This window comes from Hydrotalea sp. AMD (assembly GCF_004100315.1).
Classification (GTDB): Bacteria; Bacteroidota; Bacteroidia; order Chitinophagales; family Chitinophagaceae; genus Hydrotalea; species Hydrotalea flava.
On the sequence record NZ_SCKY01000077.1, the window covers coordinates 1 to 1790 of the forward strand.

Here is a 1790-nt window from a genome sequence, read left to right on the forward strand (position 1 = left end):
ACAGTAATACACAAACGCCAGCACGTATGGCATTGGTAGATGTAAATGGTAAAATAGTTAAAGAACTGGGTAATGCCAAAGGCCCTGACATGGATGCGTATGCTATTGCTAAAACTGAAATTATACGTATTAAAAGTGCTGATGGTTTATTTGAACTGCCCGCTTTGGTTACCTGGCCGGCACATTATGATAAAACGAAGAAATATCCCATGCTCATTAGTATTTATGGAGGGCCTAATGCCGGTACCGTATGGGACAGGTGGAACTGGAGCCCCAGCCGCGAACTATTGGCACAGGAGGGGTTAATACAAGTAGCGTTTGACCACCGTGCCAGTGGCCAGTTTGGTAAAGCAGGTGTAAACTATATGTACCATGATTTAGGGTATTGGGAAATGGAAGATTACAGCACTATGGCCAAATGGTTTATTCATAATGCCGGTGCCGACCCTGCCCGTATTGCTATTACAGGGTTTAGTTATGGGGGGTATATGACGTGCTATGCATTAACCTACAAATCGGATGTGTTTACTTATGGTATGGCCGGTGGCAGTGTGGTAGACTGGAGCCTGTATGATACCCATTATACTGAACGCTATATGGGTACACCGGAAAGCAATCCGGAGGGTTATAAAAAAAGTAGTGTATTGAGTTATATTGGTCGGTATAAAGGCCTGTTGCAAATTGTACATGGTACTATGGATGATAATGTACATATGCAAAACAGCATACAATTAATTAGTGCTTTGGAAGATGCCAAGAAGCCTTTTGAAATGATGTTGTATCCCGGTGGGCGCCATGGTTGGCCTTATTTGCCTGCTAAATGGGATGATTTTCAAAATCTGAAAGCGAAGTTCATTTACAAATATTTAATTAAGAAACCCATACCGGAAGGTTTGCTGCATTAAATAACTAAAAAGCCCTGCTTATTGCGGGGCTTTTTATAGATAGTAAAATGAAAGTAGGTTAAAAATAAGCTTCCCAATAAATTGGTTGTGTTTAGTGTAAAAGTATATACAACGAACAGCCATAAACGACATTAAGCATATTACAACAGTAAAATAGTTGTAAAATTAGTGGCACTTCTGAAAAAATGATTGCTTTTATGGCTCAGGTATAAAAGAAATAATAGTTCAATTTATTAATTATATTTTAAAATTTGAATGGTACAAATAAAATGATGTAGTTATTTACATACTTACATTTGGGTTATAATACTAATTGCTTTTACATTTATTCAAGTTACATTTATTGTTACGCATGGCAAATACTATTTTAATTATAGATGATGAGGTAAAACTCAGAACACTGTTGGCAAAAATGTTGAGTTTAGAAGGATTTGATGTATTACAGGCCGGCGACGGAAAAACCGGGCTTAAAAAATTAGAACAGCAAAATATAGATATTGTACTTTGCGATGTTAAATTGCCCGATGAGCATGGTGTTGATTTGGCCAAAAATATCAAACAAAAGTATCCTGCGCTTGAAATTATCTTGATGACAGCCTATGGCAATATTCCGGATAGTGTACAAGCTATAAAAAATGGAGCATTTGATTATATAACAAAGGGAGATGATAATTATAAAATTATTCCATTGCTTTACAGAGCACTTGAAAAAGTGAAACTGGCAAAAAGGGTACAACAATTAGAAAAACAGTTAGATAATAAATATGCATTAAACAGTATACTTGGTTGTTCAAAAAGTATTCAATTAGCCATTGAAGCCGCCCGAAAAGTAGCACAAACAGATGCCACTGTTTTATTAACCGGCGAAACAGGAACCGGTAAAGA

General features: G+C 36.8%; 2 protein-coding genes. Both read left to right on the forward strand.

Annotation, left to right across the window (positions count from 1 at the left end):
• Nucleotides 1–905 (forward strand): alpha/beta hydrolase family protein (locus EO766_RS18080; protein ID WP_287101779.1); only part of this gene is annotated, 905 nt, incomplete at its 5' end.
• Nucleotides 906–1257: 352 nt separating this feature from the next.
• A partial coding sequence (locus tag EO766_RS18085) for a sigma-54-dependent transcriptional regulator (RefSeq protein WP_287101780.1) occupies nt 1258–1790 on the forward strand: 533 nt, incomplete at its 3' end.